The organism is Myxococcota bacterium (assembly GCA_039030075.1).
Classification (GTDB): Bacteria; Myxococcota_A; UBA9160; order UBA9160; family SMWR01; genus JAHEJV01.
Genome location: JBCCEW010000007.1, coordinates 52680 through 68483, shown reverse-complemented (window position 1 = coordinate 68483; position 15804 = coordinate 52680). Strand labels below are relative to the sequence as shown.

12 protein-coding genes are annotated in these 15804 nt (G+C 67.1%); 8 read left to right on the top strand and 4 right to left on the bottom strand.

Translation table 11 applies throughout. The annotated features are described in order from the left end of the window. Positions 1-122 precede the first annotated feature (122 nt). From AAF430_09555 to AAF430_09545, 3 genes are read left to right on the top strand one after another with little or no spacing between them, the layout of a single operon-like run. Positions 123-689, top strand: coding sequence for a MarR family transcriptional regulator (locus tag AAF430_09555; GenBank protein ID MEM7410464.1), 567 nt, complete (start codon positions 123-125; stop codon positions 687-689). A 25-nt stretch (positions 690-714) separates the two neighbouring features. Beyond that, positions 715-1569 carry an amidohydrolase family protein gene (locus AAF430_09550; GenBank protein ID MEM7410463.1) on the top strand — a complete coding sequence of 285 codons (855 nt, stop codon included), beginning with the start codon at positions 715-717 and terminating at the stop codon, positions 1567-1569. A 46-nt stretch (positions 1570-1615) separates the two neighbouring features. After that, positions 1616-2869 (top strand): MFS transporter, encoded by a 1254-nt coding sequence (locus tag AAF430_09545; GenBank protein ID MEM7410462.1) that lies wholly within the window; start codon positions 1616-1618, stop codon positions 2867-2869. 10 nt (positions 2870-2879) lie between these two features. Here the strand turns inward: AAF430_09545 and AAF430_09540 are convergent, their stop codons facing one another. From AAF430_09540 to AAF430_09530, 3 genes are all read right to left on the bottom strand, one after another. Continuing rightward, the gene (locus AAF430_09540) at positions 2880-5165 is read right to left on the bottom strand and encodes an acyl-CoA dehydrogenase family protein (GenBank protein MEM7410461.1); all 2286 of its coding nucleotides are present in this window, start codon (positions 5163-5165) and stop codon (positions 2880-2882) included. Positions 5166-5367: 202 nt separating this feature from the next. Continuing rightward, complete coding sequence (locus tag AAF430_09535; protein ID MEM7410460.1) at positions 5368-6150, bottom strand: enoyl-CoA hydratase/isomerase family protein; 783 nt, start codon at positions 6148-6150, stop codon at positions 5368-5370. A 93-nt stretch (positions 6151-6243) separates the two neighbouring features. After that, positions 6244-7032: a helix-turn-helix transcriptional regulator gene (locus AAF430_09530; GenBank protein MEM7410459.1), complete on the bottom strand. Its 789-nt coding sequence runs from the start codon at positions 7030-7032 to the stop codon at positions 6244-6246. A gap of 601 nt (positions 7033-7633) precedes the next feature. On the opposite strand from AAF430_09530, the gene AAF430_09525 reads away from it, so the two are divergent. Both AAF430_09525 and AAF430_09520 read left to right on the top strand, forming a co-directional pair. Further along, positions 7634-8959 carry a right-handed parallel beta-helix repeat-containing protein gene (locus AAF430_09525; GenBank protein MEM7410458.1) on the top strand — a complete coding sequence of 442 codons (1326 nt, stop codon included), beginning with the start codon at positions 7634-7636 and terminating at the stop codon, positions 8957-8959. A gap of 79 nt (positions 8960-9038) precedes the next feature. Then, positions 9039-9212 (top strand): hypothetical protein, encoded by a 174-nt coding sequence (locus AAF430_09520; protein MEM7410457.1) that lies wholly within the window; start codon positions 9039-9041, stop codon positions 9210-9212. Between the two features lie 25 nt (positions 9213-9237). On the opposite strand, the gene AAF430_09515 is transcribed toward AAF430_09520, so the two are convergent. Continuing rightward, the gene (locus AAF430_09515; GenBank protein MEM7410456.1) at positions 9238-10056 is read right to left on the bottom strand and encodes a hypothetical protein; all 819 of its coding nucleotides are present in this window, start codon (positions 10054-10056) and stop codon (positions 9238-9240) included. Between the two features lie 770 nt (positions 10057-10826). On the opposite strand from AAF430_09515, the gene AAF430_09510 reads away from it, so the two are divergent. From AAF430_09510 to AAF430_09500, 3 genes are all read left to right on the top strand, one after another. Continuing rightward, positions 10827-14240: a hypothetical protein gene (locus AAF430_09510; protein ID MEM7410455.1), complete on the top strand. Its 3414-nt coding sequence runs from the start codon at positions 10827-10829 to the stop codon at positions 14238-14240. After that, positions 14224-15162: a hypothetical protein gene (locus AAF430_09505; protein ID MEM7410454.1), complete on the top strand. Its 939-nt coding sequence runs from the start codon at positions 14224-14226 to the stop codon at positions 15160-15162. Before AAF430_09510 ends, AAF430_09505 begins: the two co-directional genes overlap by 17 nt. 154 nt (positions 15163-15316) lie before the next feature. Beyond that, positions 15317-15559 (top strand): hypothetical protein, encoded by a 243-nt coding sequence (locus tag AAF430_09500; protein MEM7410453.1) that lies wholly within the window; start codon positions 15317-15319, stop codon positions 15557-15559. Positions 15560-15804 lie beyond the last annotated feature (245 nt).

Here is a 15804-nt window from a genome sequence, read left to right as displayed (position 1 = left end):
CGAGCCCCCTCGTTCGACATCGTTCGCCGTGGCGCGAACGCGCGGTACCGTGGCATTTGACTAACTGCGCAACTAGTATTCTACGAACGACGGGTACGGGTGTCGAGGGGAGTCGGTCGGACGTGAGCCCTGCGAAACGTGTCACGAAGGAGCCGGACCCCGCTTCGCCCGAAGCGGATCGCCGCCGGGTCCTCGACCTGCTCGACGGCTCCCGCGCGCGGCACGAGGCGGCCCACCCGGATGTCGACGGCGACGCCTTCGCCTACTTCGCGCATCTGAGCGCGGCGCGACAGCTCACCGAGGCCTTCTATCGACGCGCCTTGAAAGCCCACCGCATCAGCGACGCCGAGTTTCGCGTGGTCGGCGGCCTGCGCCTGCGCGGCAAGGGCTATCGCACGACGCCCCTCGAGCTGAACGAATTCGTACAGATCACCTCGGCGGGACTCACCCGCGCGTTGGATCGCCTCGAGCAGGCCGGGACCATCGAGCGCACACCGAACCCGGACGACCGCCGGTCGATCCTGGTCGGCCTCACGCGCGAGGGCTGGGCCTTCGCCGATGCCTTGACCCGCGATCTGGCGGCCGAGTACGACAAGGTGCTCGGGAAGGTCTCGAAGCGGCAGCGCAAGGCCGAGGTCGACCTGCTCCGTACGGTGGTGGAGCGGCTCACCTGGGCCGTCTTCGACTGACGCACTCGTTTCGAGGGGACCCGCGATGGCGACGACGCAACCGGACGAAACGCTCCCCGTCCTCGATGTGCACCACCACGTGGGGAACGCCTTCCGCGCGTTGGGCGGTGCGCTCGAGAACGCGGAGGGCTTGACCGCGGGGCAGTACGCCGAGCGCGAGCTCACCTCACGACTCGAGATCATGGATAGCGGCGGTGTCGCCCAGGCCCTCGTGATTCCCGGCCACGGCTACGAGCGCAGCCGAGGGATCGTCGACACGCGCGCCGAGAACGACGCGATCGCCGCCTACCGCGATGCCCGCCCCGACCGCTTTCCCGCCGCCGTCGGTGTCGTGGAGCCGCGCGACGGCGCGGCGAGCTTCGAGGAGATCGATCGCATCGCGTCCCTCGGTCTGGTGGGCATCAGCTTCCACACGCGCTTTCAGGGGGTGTCCCTCGATAGCCGTTGGATCCTGCAGTACTGCGAGCGCATGGCGAGCCACGGGCTCGTTCCCGTGATTCACGCGATGGACGACACGCCCGAGGAGGCGCTCTGGAAGCTGGCCGCGTTGGGGCGCGCCCTGCCCGACGTGCCGATGCTCGCCCTCGATCCGTTCAGCTCGTACGAGGCGACGCGCCAGTGTTTCTTCGTCGCCGAACTCGCGCCGAGCATCGTGATGGACACGAGCCTCAGCTACAACTTCGACTTCATCGAAGACTTCGTGCGCCAGTTCGGCGCCGAGCGCGTGGCATTCGGGACCGACCTCTACTCGTACCCGGTCGGGCGACGCATCAGCCACCTGCTGCCGCAGATCCTGGAGTCGGAGCTCAGCGACGACGAGAAGCGCGCCGTGCTCGGCGACACGGCGCGTCGGCTCTTCGGTCTGGAGCCGCCCGCGTGACCACCCTCTCGCACCGCTCCAGGCCGATACTCGTGCGCCGCCTGTCGTGAACGACCCTTCGAACGATCGCCGAGGCGGGTCGCCGTTCGCCCCGTTCCGCCTGCCCCACTTCGGGTTCGTGTGGAGCTCGAACCTGCTCCACTTCTTCGCGATCCAGGTGCACCTGCTGTCGCTCCAGTGGCTCGTCACGGATCTGACCGATTCGCGGACGATCCTCGGGCTCGCGATCGCCGTGCAGGGCGTCGTGGTGGCGATCGGTTCGCCCCTCGGCGGCGTCGCCGCCGATCTTTTTGCGAAACGCAACCTGGTGGCGGCGACGCGGCTGGGCACGGCGGGCCTGGCGCTGACGCTGGCGGCGCTGGTCCACTCGGAGTGGATCGCACTCTGGCACGTGCTGGTCGCGGCGCTGTTGGGCGGGCTCCTGAACGCGTTGGGGCAACCCGCGAGTCAGGCCTACGTCTTCGACGTGGTCGGCGCGCGCCACACCCAGCCCGCAATCGCACTCAACTCGTCCGCGATCGGGCTCGGCCAGATGGGAGGGCCGGCGCTCGCCGGCTTCCTGATCGCCGCCGTGGGTCTGGTGGGGTCTTGGTCGGTCGGCGCCGCGAGTTTCGCCGTCGCAGCCCTGCTCCTGCTGCGCATCCCGATTCCCGGGCGCTCGGCGCGCGCCACCCGCGAGCCCTGGCGCGAGCTCAAGGAAGGACTCGCCTACGTGGTGCGCACGCCACCCCTCGCGCTGGCACTGCTCGCCTGCGCGATGGCGTTCTTCAACGGGGCGATCTTCGCGATGCGTCCGGTGTTCGCGCGGCATGTCCTCGAGGTGGGAAGCCAGGGGATGGGTGCCCTCGCGGCCGCCGCGGGCTTCGGAACGCTGCTGGGCTCCCTGGTCGCGACGATGCTGCCCGACTTCCGCCGGCCGGGTCTCGCGATCGCCTTCAGCATGCTCGGGTTCTCGAGCTGTGTGTTCCTCTACGCCTTCGCGACGTCGTTCCCGTACCTCTTGTGCGTCGAGTTCGCGTCGGGCCTGGCCGCCCAGATCTGGCAGATCTCGGCCTTCTCCGGGCTCCAGATGTCGGTGCCCGAACGCATGCGCGGCCGCGTGATGGGGTTGCTCTTCACCGTCGCCCAGCTCGCCCAGGTGGGCGGCTTCGTGGTCGGTTCCCTCGCCGACCAGGTGGGGGATCGCGCCGCGATGGCGACCTTCGGTGCGATCCCGGTCGTCGCTCTCACGCTGTTGCTGATCTTCGGCTACCGGCCCCTGTCGCGACTGGGTGCGGCTGGCGCGCTCGAAACCGAGTGATGGCCGAGCGCTAGTAGCCGTTCTGGGTCGCGACGCGGGCCAGGTGGTAGCGCGCGTCGCCCCAGATCGCGCTCGTGGTGCGGGCGCGCTTGAAGAACAGGCCGATGTCCTGCTCCTCGGTCATGCCGAGCCCGCCGTGGAGCTGGAGCGCTTCCTCGGTGGTGGTGCGCGCGACTTCCGAGGCCAGCGCCTTCGCGCCGCTGGCGAGGGCCGACGCGTCGCTCGCGCCTTCGTCGACGGCGGCGGCCGCTGCCTGGGTGATCGAGATGGTGCGCTCGATGTCGGCGAAGAGCCGCGCGCAGCGGTGCTGCAGGGCCTGGAACTCGGCGAGCCGTTGGTCGAACTGCTCGCGGGTGACGAGGTACTCGACGGTGCGCTTGAGCGCTGCGGCGGCGATGCCGCACAACTCGGCGGCCAGGATCACCGACGCCCGGTCGAGCAGCGGCTCGACCAGTGTCGCTTCGGCACACGGCGTACCGAGCAGGGCGCTCGCGTCGAGTCGCACGGCGTCGAAGCGGATCGCGGCGGCGCGCCGGCCATCGATCCAGCGGAGGGTCTCGCAGTGGACCCCCGCGGCGCTCGGGTCGACGACGAAGAGCGCGAACGGCGTGTCGGCGTTCTCGGGGGCTTCGAGGCGGGCCCACACGAGCCAGCGCTCCGCGGCTGCGCCGTCGAGGACCGGCCGTTTGGTGCCCGAGAGTTCGAAGCCGCCGTCGACGCGCCGGGCCGTCGTCGCGATCGCGGAGGGGTCGAAGCGCGCGGATTCGTCGAGGGCCAGGGCCACGGTGCCGTCTCCGGTGACGAGCGTCTCCGCCTTGGGGAGGACGCCCCACGCGTCCAGCAGTGTCAGCGCACTCGTGGCGAGCACCCCGCTCGCGAACAGCGGCGTCGAGACGGCGTGGCGCCCGAGCGCCTCGAAGACGACGGCGCACTCGCGAAGGCCGAGCCCGGCGCCGCCCTGGTCTTCGGGGGCGAGCAGGCCGGGCCAGCCCAACTCCTGCACGGCCGACCAGAACGCGGCCGAGCACGGGGCAGCACTCTCGGCGTCGCGCCAGTCGCGCACCGAGCCGAGGGGATCCTGTTCGGTGAGGAACTGCAGCGCCGAGTCGCGGATCAGGGCTTCGTCTTCGTTGCGCGCGAGGGACTGGTCGGGAACCCCGCTGCCGCCGCCCGTCATGCCGAGCACGCGTTTCGCGATGATGTTGAGCTGCACCTCGGAGGTGCCGCCCTCGATGGTGTTCGCGCGGGACCGCAGCCACTGGCGCGGAATCGAGAGCTCATGGGCCGAGAAGCCTTCGCTCTCCCAGCCGAAACCCTCAGAACCCAGCAGGTCCATCAGGAGCGCATAGCGCTGCTGGCTGGTCTCGGAGCTCGCGAGCTTCAGGATCGAGGACACGCGCGCGGCGTCGCCGCCGCGTCCGCGGCGTCCGGTGAGCCGGTTCGCCTGCTCGTCGACCCATTGGCGCGCCACGCGTTCTCGCAGCCCGGCGTCCTGGAGTCGACCCTCGGCGTCGACGCCCACCCGCTCGCGGGCGACGTCGGCGAGGCTCTTGCGTCCGGCCTTGCCGGTGAGAGAGGCGAGCCCGCCCGAACCCAGCATGTTGCGCTCGAACTGGAGCAGGCGCTTCGCGATCGGCCAGCCGCCGCCTTCCCCGCCGATCAGGTTGCCCTTCGGCACCCGCACGTCGGAGAAGAAGACTTCACAGAAGGGGGAGCGTCCGGAGATCAGCACGATCGGCGAGATCGAGATGCCCTCGCTCCGCAAGTCGACGAGCAGGAAGCTGATGCCGTCGTGCTTCTTGGCGCTCGGGTCGGTGCGCACGAGACAGAAGATCCAATCGGACTGGTCGGCGCCCGAGGTCCAGATCTTCTGGCCGTTGACGAGGTAGTGATCGCCCTGGTCCTCGCAGCGCATCTGCACGTTGGCGAGGTCCGAGCCGGCCTGGGGCTCCGAATAGCCCTGGGCCCACATGGTTTCGGCGCGTGCGATGGGCGGCAGGAACTCGAGCAGCTGCTCGGGCGAGGCGTACTCGAGGAGCGCGGGGGCCAGCATCTCGAGGCCGCCGCTCACGGTGCGGCGGATACCGCGCTCGCGCAGCGCCGACTCGAGCGCACGCACGTGGGTGCGTGGCAGGCCCAGGCCCCCGTGCTCGGGCACCCAGTCGGGCGCTAGCAAGCCAGCCTGGCCGAGCCGCTCGGACCAGGCCACCGAATCCTCCACCGGCGGCGCGTCGCTCGCGTCGAGCCACGCCACCAGCTCGGCTTCGAACGCCTCGAGCGTCTGTTCCGGTCCCATCGCGCCCTCCCGCTTCCTCCCGGGGGATCTCGGGGCTCGGGAGAAGCGTGAGGAAGGTCTCTTCGACCGGCACCGCCGTCAAGAGTTCACGCGTCTCGCCCCGTCGTCGAGCTTCGCGAGAGCGATCGCCCCTCGAAGCCTGGCGGGTCTGCCGACGGCGCCAGCCTGCGGCGGAGCGTGGTCGAGACCTCGGTCCGGTCCGCTAGTCGTGGAAGCGCGGCTCTCGTTTCTCGAGGAAGGCACGCATGCCTTCCTGCTGATCCTTCGAGCCGGAGGTCTTGTCGACCCACTCGCGCTCGACCGCCAGTGCCTCTTCCAGGGACAGCTCACCCGCGCGGTTGACGCAGTCGATGACCCCAGCCACGGCCGTGGAGGGTTGCTTCGCGAGCGCGTGGGCCAGGTCGCGCGCGCGTTTCTGGAGCTCCGAATTGGGCCACACCTCTTGCACGAGTCCGATCCGGTAGGCCTCGGGACCGGAGATCATCTTGCCGCGCAGGATCAGGTCGAGGGCCGCCGCCTGGCCAACCACGCGGGTGAGCCGCGCCGTTCCGCCCCAGGCGGGGACCCCACCGAGGTCCATCTCGGGCAAACCGATCTTGGCGCCTTCTTCCGCGGCGAGGCGGAAGTGACAACCCAGGGGCAGCTCCAGGCCACCGCCCAGGCAGTAGCCGTACATGGTGGCGATCCAGGGCTTCGAGCCCCGTTCGATCTTGCGGATCACGCGCAGCCGCTGGTCGAGGATCCCATCGAAACTGCCCTTCTCCTTCACGCCCTGACCGAACTGCTTCAGATTCATGCCGACCGAGAAGTGCTCTTCTCCGGCGCCTCGGATCACGACGGCGCCCACCGAAGTGTCCTTCTCGAGCTCGTGCTGCGCCTTCTCGAGCGCGTCCATGAACTCGATCGTCATGCGATTCCGCGGCGCGTCTTCGTTGGTGATGATCGCGATCCGGCCCTCGCGCTCGATTGAAATGGGTTCGCCCATGGAGTTCTCCTTGTCGTTTCCGACGCGGCGCTCAGTGTCGCGCCCGCGATCCTCTTCAGTCGTGGACCGGCAGCGAGCGCCGGCGAGATCCAGTCAGGTCCGAAGCCCCAGCGTGGAAAGGAACTTGTGAAAGAGCTCCCCTTGGGAGCTCACCCGCAGCTTCGCGTAGGCGTGCTTGCGATGGAGCTTGACGGTGTCGGGTGCGATCTCGAGCGACTGCGCCACTGACTGCGTGTTGTGGCCTCGCAAAACCAGGTGGACGACCTCTTGCTCACGGGGAGTGAGCATCTCCTTTCCGAAGCGCTCGAGGGCGTCCTCGACGTCGTTGTCGCTGCCGGCCAGCGGTTGGCCGGCCTCGAGGAGCAAGTGGACGAGCCGCCCCGAGACCTGCTCGACTACGGGGAAGATGGCCTCGTGGAGCTCGCGCTCCTCCTTGTTGAACGCACCGTCTTTGCGCGTACGCGCGATGCCGACCCCGACCACGCCACCGCCGGGTACGAGAGAGAGGTGCAGCATCTCGTCGACGATGCCTACCTCCTCGTAGAATTTCTTGAAGTACGGACTTTGCTCGAAGTCGGGGGGGGCTTCTTCGAACAAGCCAAGGCTGCCCGTGCGTCCCTCCTTGTAGGCCTGGTAGAAAGGATCGAGCACGAAGAGCTCCGCGGTGTAGTCGCGCGGCTGCTGGAAGTTCTTCGGGTACGCGTAGAGTTCCCGCGGAAGGCGCTTCACCTCGTGAACGCCGACATACGCGATGTTGGTCGGGATCAGCGTCGTGACCGCATGCGCGAGAAGCCGCGGCAGCTCCTCGAGCTTGTCGTAGCTCGCGAATAGCCCTGCTACGTCGGGGCTCCAGGCCGAGAGATGCTGGATGGTCTTCTTCACGATGGCATCATCTTCACGGCGGCCAGGTCAGGAAAAGGCGCCCGCGAAGCATTCTTCCAAGGACGCCCGCTAGCCGTCAATCCCCGCGGGCTAACCCCCGCGAGGGCATACGTGGCCCCTTCCCCCTGGAGCACCGCAAACCCTGCCGAACCGCGAACGATTCCGGCGTGGCGGAGCAGTGCGACGTGATGAAGGAAGAGGCTCTCCAGAAGATTCTCGAGGGCAAGAAGTTCCAGGAGGTGCGTCGCAAGCTCATCTCCCGCACGCCGAAGTCGGCACAGGCCCAGAAGAAGGGATGCGACGCGAAGCGGGACTCGAGTCTCCCAGGCCCGATCACGAGTTCCACGACCTCGATGGGTTTGGGGGGCAGGTCTCCTTCCTGCCTTCGACTCAGCGACCCGCCAAGCGACTCCCAGGCTCGCGCCGCCGGAGGCCCTCCGAAGAGCTCTGCTTTGGGTAGGACGAAGACCCCGGCGCTCCTCCTGGATCGGGCGTGGGCGGGCCATTTGCCGGCGTGGGCATGCCCGGTGACGGCGGTCACAGGGCCAGAGGGCAGGGCTCCGATACGGTCTGCGCCGACTCGCCCCCGAAGTAGAGAGCCGTGTCCTCTTCGACTCCGCGTTTCGCTGGAAATCTTCACCGCGCCCCGCTCGTCCTGGTGTTCGCCCTGATGCTGTTCGCCCTCTTGGTGGCGTCGGGCGCGACGGCCGCCGACCTGGTCTTCGAGAACGTCTCGAACCAGACCGTGGACGGGGGCTCCTACGAGCACCTGGTGATCCGGAACTCGTCCGGGATCACGGTGCGCAACGCCAGCTTCGCGACGACGACGGGTGCCGTGGTCGTCATCGATGGCTCGAGCAACGTCACGATCGAGGACAGCGACATTCGGGGCCTCGGCCAGGCCTGCACGGGCGTCCGGATCTTCGGCGGCAGCACGAACGTCGATCTGCATCGGAACCAGATCCATGACATCGCGGACGACGGCATGGAGATCCACGGCGCGAGCGGGCTCTCGATCGTCGGCAACTCGATCTACGAACTGCTGGGGATCGGCACCACGACGAATCCGTCCGGCCCGTGCTTCAACGGTCACAGCGACGGGATCGAACTCTTCGCGGTGAGCGACAGCGTCTTCGAGGACAACCTGATCTTCGACGTGCGGAGCACGGCGGCCTTCTTCTTCGGCAACTGGGCGACGTCGCCGAGTCAGTACTGCCGCAACCTTCGCTTCGCGAACAACGTGTTCCTGACGCCCGAGAGCGGGTTCGTCGGGTACGTGATCGACGCCGTCGACGTCGAGTTCGTCAACAATGTCTTCTGGCGAGGGATCTACGGCGGGCTCACGCTGGGCAACAACGTCACCGGGCTCGACGTGACGAACAACGTCCTGCACTCGATCAACTACGCCCACGGCAATATCCCCTACGATCCCGCCGAGCACCGCTATCGCTACAACCAGATCGCGGTCACGGCCGGGCAGGGGACGCCGCCGGTGATCGGCGTGGACGGCAACTTCGTGGACCCCGATCCCGAGTTCGACGGCATCCCCGCGATCGATGGCTTCGGCCCCGCCTCGCTTTATCGGCAGGGCGCCGGCCCCGAACTCACGATCGAGGTCGAGGACTTCGTTCCCGCCGCCTCGAGCCCCGTGGTCGACGCGGGCGACGACACGGTGGCTCCGCTGGCCGACATTCGCGGCACCCCGCGTCCCCAGGGCGCGGCTTCCGAACTGGGCGCCGTCGAATACCTGCCCGAGCCCGACCAGCTCCTGCAACTCGCCGCCGGCCTCGCCGCCCTGGCCCTTGTCTCCCGCCGCCGCGTCGAGAAGCGCTGGGGTAGCGCGTGGGCCTCCCCAGGAACGCTGCGTCGCCAGATGCTTCGGTCGCCTCGGCGGGCCGCATCGTTCCGAAGCGCGCGGGGTCTGTGACCTGGATCGAGACCCCGGTTTGCTTCTCGCGGGCCCTCTCCTGTCAGGCCGAGCCGGATCCCTCGAGGGGAGGCCTGCTGTGCTCACACTCGTGAAACGGCTCTGGATCGTCCTGCCGAGTCTGGAAGAGTGGTACGAGGCACCGTACTACGGTCGCGGGATGTACTCCGGCGGGCTCCTCTCCGTCGGCCTCCACCGCCGCCCGCGACAGAGGCTCTTGACCCGTCGGCTCGGCATGGTCCAGGGCCGCTAGGTCGGTTTCACCCGGCCCGGCACCGCTACGACATAACGACAATGTCCTCGGGCTGCCGGTCGAGGCCGGCGCGGTTTCCGTTCACCGTGACGACGTTCACCAGATCCGTCGAGCGCCCCTGCGACAGGATGAAGACGCGTTCGGGCCGTTGGAAGCGGAGGTAGTCTTCGAACTCGTCGAGCCGCTGCGGATCGACGATGTCGGGGTCGCGCTCGTAGGTGTCGAGGCGACGCCAGAGCTTTGGCCACAGCGGAGGCATTGTCGCCAGCGATGCTTCTCCGTTCCATTCAGCCCCAACCTGGCTCGCGTCGTCTGCCCACACGCCCAGCCCGTGGGAGCGGGCTTCCACCACGCCGTCGTAGAAAGTCGAACGCAAATCGGAGTAGAGGGTGTCGTAGAACAGGGGATACGCGTGACCGCGCTCGACCTGTAGGAAGTTCACGCTCTGCTTCACGCGGTCCGCATCCAGGAAGATGCTGTCACCGTCGTTCTCGCCGCTGGGCGGATCTCCCGTGAACACGAAGGCGATCGGGCGACCGTGCGGGCCGAGCTGGTTCGAAAGGATATAGCCAGGTGCTTCTTCGTCGCCATTCGGCGTACCGAGCAATTCGAGGTTCGATGTCGTCGCTGCGCCCGAGATCGGCGGATTCGCGCGACTCTCCATGGTGTCGATGCCCTCGAAGCGAAGCTGCACTGTTCCGTTGTTCTGATTGATCTTCGGAGGGCGGCCACGCTGGCGCAGACGGAAGACCAGAGAGGGGTCGTCGGGGCGAAAACGGACCGAGTCGCCATCCGGGCGGCCGGCCTTGGGGTCGAAGGTTCCACGGATCAATGTAAACGGCATGTCGTCCTTCCCTATTTGGTGGGCGGGCCCGATCTCCCGCGTGGCGTTCGCATCGCAGAGATGGCTCGAGCTGTGAAGGGCTCGCTCGAGCAACCGTGTTCGCTCGACAGGGTACGGAGACGCCGTGGAGCCATCCGTAAAGCCATTTACACGTCGCGTGCGTCCGGGAAGCGCACGCGCCCCCGTACTCGTCGGCGCCTCCCCCTCAAACGCCCGAGAGCTGGGAGCGCCCGTCACGAGCAACCGCCGAACAGAGCATGCTGCTTCCAACCCCGTGGACCTCGGACTCCCCGTGCTGCCCCCACCCCTCTCCTCTCCCGGCCCGCAGCGGAGCGGGTGCGTAGCCGCGGTCCGTGGCATCCCGAGGAGAAATCGATCTCCGACCGTCCGTCTCGACGACGGATCGGACGCGCTCGTTGTTCAGAAGTTCCGCCAGCCCGCTTGGAGGGTTTCGAACGCCCCCCCCTCCCAACCTCGAAGACTGAACGTAGGCGGCGGAATGCGAGTCGTTGCGCGATTCCAGCCGGGATCGGGACCGGAACACGAGAGGTGTAAAGGGAGCTACAGCGTCCGCTAGCGAATCCCATTTATCCTGCCGTCCACCTATCGAGAGCAGCGACTGCCTCTGATCGGGGGAGCGTTCCGACGGCACGACCAAGGGTCCCGGTGACCACGGTCGGGCGACTGCAGCGATAGCAACGACCTAAACGCCCGCTGAGGCCATCGAGCCTCGTGCTCGGTTGACTACGACAAGCGGCCACGGAGGTCCCATGAATTTCCACCACTCGATCGGCTGCGCGATCGCTGCGCTGTTCGTTCTTGTCGCCTGTGACGCATCTGAACTCGATGGTGCAGAGCCTCCGCACCGGCCTCCTGCGTCGTCCTCTCGGACGAGCATCGACAGCACGGTCGACCTCGCCCGCGCCGAGCTCGCCGGTGCTAGCGAGCCGGAGACCTGCGGAGCGCCTGCCGTGTCGCAGGCCGCGGATCAGGAGTGGCTCGCGTTTCGTCAGGCCTACCCGTTTCACGTTCAGACGCTCGCCTTGACCAAGGCGCGCGACGACGGAACGCGCGTCCTCATCGTCTCCGAGCCGCCGCCGAACCTGTCGCGTCGCGAGTGGGATGCCGCGATCTGTCGAGCCTTCGACGGGGTGCGAGGCCTCGCGCGCAAACGACACAAGGTCGGGTTCGACGGATGGGTCGAGGACGTCGTGGTCGAGCTTGATGTCGCCGACTTGGCTGCCGATGATTCGCTCGCACTTCAGGCGGGAATCGAGACCTTGTACCTCTCGATGTTCGGCACTCTGTACAAGGCGCACGCGATCGCACTGCCGACGCATCTGCCCGGGCCGATGGACCGAGGCGCCCCGAGACTCGACGTTGGCGCCTCGGAGCTCCGGAAGTGGCTCTTCGACGAGCCGGCCATCTTCGTTTCGAGCTTGGGCGAGAGGCGAGCCTTCGACGACGTCATGGGAGCGGTGGAGACGGGCGTGTGGCGTAGCGAGGACGGCCTCCTCGTCGCGTGGCTCGTCGACCGCAAGTCGGATCTCGCCGATGCTCGCGCCGACTTCCGCGCGTTCGCGCTCGAGTCCGACGCGATCGTAGGCGGCGTCACCCGGGGAGATCGCTCTCTCGCCGTCGTCGGCCGTTCCCGCCAGTCCATGCTCAGCGTCGTGCCCCCGCTCCGGTTCGAGGACGTCTTCCGGCTCGCCCAAGCGGCGTCCTCGGACGAGCTCGCTCAGAGCTATGAGCGCAACCTTCCGTTCGCGGGCAAGATCCTCGGCGAGGAAGGGCGGGATTGGGCCCCGATTCTGCTGAGCGACAGTCTGCTCGACACCGAGTTCGGGAGCCTGTTGAACATCACGGACCAGATGCTGAAGTCATGGTCGCAGGCCGGCCAGATCGAGTACGTCGACTTCCCGTATCCGAAGCCGAACGACTTCCCGTTCGATCGCCCCCTTAGTGTCGAGTTGTTCGAGGAGTCGGGCGCAGTTGAGGTGCTCTTCAATTGGAACACCGCAGGTGTGGGAGCGGTGTATGAGTATCCAGACTACGGCGTCTACTCCGTCCTGAGTACGGGTGCGCTTCCCGTTACCTACGGATCGGACGCAGGAAACGCTGGAAGCGGTCGCGTGGAAATCGGCGAGCTGCAAGCGTACGAGGACGAGGCCTACGGCTATTTCGTGGGCCTCGGCAATCCGTACCTCGCGCGCGTTGTTCAGTACACCGCTCTGTACCAGATGTTTCACGAGTTCGGAGTCTCTGCCGATCCCGGTGCGTTCGACTCCACTGCGGCTCGTCGGGCTCGCGCCGGCCTGCAGTCGGAAGTGCGCAGCGCGTTGGGGCGAATCGCCGACGGGAGCGCAGAGGTTGCACCGGAGTACGGTGAGTTCGTTCTCGCCAACCTACCGAGCCAAGCCGACTCGGCCGCGGAATGGCGTGAACAGCGGGTCATCATGGCCGAGGTGGTCGCTGGCGATCTCGATATCCCTTCCGCGAGCGTCACTGATCTCCAGATCGCGAGATTCATCGCGCGATTCGAGCTAGATGAGGCTCGATCATTCGTGTCGCTGGTCTCAAGGCACTTCGGCGCGACAGGGCTCGACCGGCTCGCGAAGGTGCTCGCGGACCCGCGGTCGCTCGACGTGGAGAAGGCAACCTTCCTAGAGTTCCGGGCGCTAGCCGAAGCGGCTTCCCGTTCGGCAGCAGAGAAGGCCGTGGAGATGCTGGTGGGCGGGGCCGATCCTCGCGAGCTGGTGGTCACCAGTCTCTTCGAGGCGCTCGAGAAGCGCCCGCCCAGCTCCCGCGACCGTTTGATGGAACTCGCGTTGCTGCAGTTCAGTAGACCCGTTGCGTCGGTTTTCGCGAAGCTCCCCGGCGTTTCGGAGGTGCGAGACGCGTTCGCCAAGGATGCGAAGCACGAGCCGCGTGGCTCGGTGAGGACGGCGTCGCTTGTATTGTCGTGGAATCGCAGTGATGCGACTAGCGTCGGCGGTCACAACCTCGGTAGCAAAGTCACCCGGATCCTGTCCGACACCTCAGTACCGGTTGGTCAGACGCGGATCGCCCGGGTCGGCGATGAAATCCGCGTTACTGTCAACCCGAAGAGCACCGGAAGCGCACATCGCGTCAGCCGGGTTGTCGAGCGGAACGCGTCGAAGGGTGACGCAGAGATCTCCGGGCTCGTCCGAAGGGAACTCGCGGTCGAGCGTCCGGTGCGAGCCGCCTCCAAAGCACTAGATGTCCAGCAAGCGGGCTTTCGTACGCATGGCATCGGTAAATCGCAGTTCGGCGCCGACCTGGAGGTGTTCACGACCGCGGCCGCGCGCGAGATCGATGGCGTGACGCGAAAGGTGCTCGTCGAACGGGCTGCCGCGCAGAAACTCGACGTCCTCGTGACACGGTCGCCTCAGGGCGATCTCGTACTCGTGGACCGAACGCGTGGGATCGCGGAACCCGTTTTGACTGGCCCCCAGCTCATCTCGCGCCTGAGAGAAGTGGCGCCCAAGAGCGATGCACCGTTGCAGGTCCGCTTCGAAGGAATCACGCCCAGCTCTGCCGAGTCGGTGCTTCGAACGCTCAGCGGTGCGGGAGGAGGGGGCGGACGGATCCCGCCCCGGCCGCCGGTTCTTGCATCATCCGGCGAGCCAGGCTGGTTCGGCTTCTCCTGGTTCAAGCGCGGCAAGAGCCGCGGCAACAGCGGAACGAACCGCTCGACTGGATCCGGGGGCGGTGCGAAAGTGCGACGCGGCAACGATGGACACCTCGACGGCGGGACGATCGCACGGCTCTCACAGAAACGACCGGACTGGTCGGAGGCAACTCTCAAGCAAAGCGCCGATGGAAGCGTCGTCACACTTCGGCAGGGCGGCCGCGAGGCGATCATCGAGATCGAGGTGCCTGCGCGCGCAATCGCCGAGGGGCCCATCGAGGCGGAGATCCTCGCGAGGTCGCCCCGTCCCTTCACGGAGTCCGGGAGGTCCGCGTTCGAAGAACTGACGCGTCGCAGCCTGGAGGAGTCCGGGAAGCGGAGACACACGGTCCCGCAGGCGGCGGAGCAGTTGAAGCGGGACCTTATTGACAGGCTCGGCGTCGACGATGTCGAGCTTAAGCTCCAGAGCGGCGAGTTGGCCGGAATAGTCATCGTTGAGAGAGAGGCTGTCGCGGATGACCATAGAGGCTAGGAGCACAACGGAGCGAGTTCGACGCTGCCTTGTCATCAATGGCCTCCCAATCTCGAGACAGGCCTTCGAACGGGACCACGCAGAGTCTCCTACGCACGACTTCGCCCGCTGGAGCGCACGCGGGCTCCGCTTGGACCGAGCGTGGCGAGCTGGAATCGGCAGGGACCTTGAGTGGAGTGCCTCACTGCTCGACGAGATGGAGCGATCCTCCACAGGCGATTGGGTGAAAGTGGACTGCGTTCGAGACGGAACCCTGGAATCGCTCACTGGATCCGTCGGCGCATACGACTCCGTAGTGCTCGTCGCTCACTGGAAGGCACACGGCGTCTCGACGCGAGACGTGAGCGACGCTGGAAGCACCGCCGAAGAGATCTTGGAGACCATCTTCGGCGGGAAGGATGAAGACGAGGAACGCGCCAGAACGTTCCTGGACACCCTGCGCCGCGATTTGAGTGAGCAGCGCGGTCAAGGCGCCCCATCGATCGACACGCTTGTGAGAAGCTTGAACAACGCGGTCCACAACCCAGGCTACGGGGACCTATGGGGCGAAACTGCGGTCGGGCGTGCTCCGAATGTCTGTAGGGCCGCCAACCGAGACCTGCTCGACCGCGTGCTGGACCGTAAGATCGTGCCGGGCAACCGTGTCGAGCTGCGCGACGGCATGCACCGAGCCGAAGCGATTGCGGGAGCGATTCCACTCGACCCGGGCGGCACGGTCGATCTCACGGTCTGCCAGTCCGAGCTGCTCGCTATGGCGATCAAGAGCTGTGCCCCAGACGCTCGCTGCGTTCAAACCGTACAGTCAATCGAGGTGGGGCCGCGTCTCGCTCTCTCCGCCACCGTTCTCCGACTGCAAAAGGCGCGCGGGGGCGACTACGCCGCGCTCCTCAGTGAGGTACTCGATGAGCTCCGCGACGATTGAGAAGAAAGACCGCGTATCCTCCCCGCTCCGCGACGTCTTGGCGCGACACCTCGACCTCCGCCCACGTATGGGTGGAGCGAACCTAGACGAGGAAGCCTGCCGAGCTCTAGCGGCGGACCTGGTCGAATCCCGCCTTCGCGCGCAGCAGCGCCTCTTGATCATCCTCGTCGCGATGGTGGCGCTCACCGTTGGCCTGTCTGCGGCCAACCTATTCGTCGCGTCGAAACTCCTCCAGGGCTCCGCAGTGGTCGCCACCGCTGGATGGTTCCTCGCGAGCCGCGAGATCCGTTTCCGCGCCGAGGTCGTCGGCAGGTTCAATATCTCGCTCGATCTCGTCGAGAACGGCTCCCCTGAAACCACCGAGGCCGCCCTGCGAGCCATCTTGGCCGCGGAATAGCCCCTTCGGGCGAGAGCCTCGAGGCCGATAGGCTCGACAAGAAGGCCTCGACGAGTTGAGAGGGGGTCTCACGGTCGCCCCAGGGGGTGTGAAATCTGGCACCGAGGCGGAGGGACCGGGTTGGCACCGCAGCCTGGCCTTGGAGGGGTCCAGTGGTCGGTTCAAGGCCGGACGAGAGCATAGATCGGCGCTTCAGCACCCGATCTTCCTGGCCGAATAGCCACTGAAACGCCCTCGGCGGTGAC

Excerpts from the sequence above, each read along its gene's own strand:
- AAF430_09550 (MEM7410463.1), top strand. The coding sequence starts at position 715 with ATGGCGACGACGCAACCGGACGAAACGCTCCCCGTCCTCGATGTGCAC.
- AAF430_09540 (MEM7410461.1), bottom strand. The coding sequence starts at position 5,165 with ATGGGACCGGAACAGACGCTCGAGGCGTTCGAAGCCGAGCTGGTGGCG.
- AAF430_09535 (MEM7410460.1), bottom strand. The coding sequence starts at position 6,150 with ATGGGCGAACCCATTTCAATCGAGCGCGAGGGCCGGATCGCGATCATC.
- AAF430_09515 (MEM7410456.1), bottom strand. The coding sequence starts at position 10,056 with ATGCCGTTTACATTGATCCGTGGAACCTTCGACCCCAAGGCCGGCCGC.
- AAF430_09510 (MEM7410455.1), top strand. The coding sequence starts at position 10,827 with ATGAATTTCCACCACTCGATCGGCTGCGCGATCGCTGCGCTGTTCGTT.
- AAF430_09505 (MEM7410454.1), top strand. The coding sequence starts at position 14,224 with ATGACCATAGAGGCTAGGAGCACAACGGAGCGAGTTCGACGCTGCCTT.